This is a genomic window from Roseibium sp. AWQ4_290 (genome assembly GCF_056160985.1).
Map to the genome: position 1 here is coordinate 1 of NZ_JBSWYG010000109.1, position 224 is coordinate 224.

Annotated in this window: 1 protein-coding gene; it reads right to left on the minus strand. The window is 58.5% G+C overall.

The genetic code is table 11. From position 1 onward, the window contains the following. The coding region (locus ACXAH0_RS25345; RefSeq protein WP_475196116.1) for an IS66 family transposase at positions 1-224 on the minus strand (224 nt) is incomplete at both ends.

Here is a 224-nt window from a genome sequence, read left to right on the forward strand (position 1 = left end):
CCCGATATCCGTGTCAATTGGCTGCCGAGCCAATCTTCCAGATCGTCGAAGATAGGTTTGGCGTATGCTTGCCGTAAGGCGGAGCGCTCCGGTGGCGGTTTTCCGCGTGCCTTCTTTTCGATTTCGTAGAGCTTGGCGATCCGCTGGATGGTCTCAGCGGCGATGGATGATCCCTGGGAGGCGTGCACATCGACGAACTTGCGCCGGATATGGGCCATACAGGC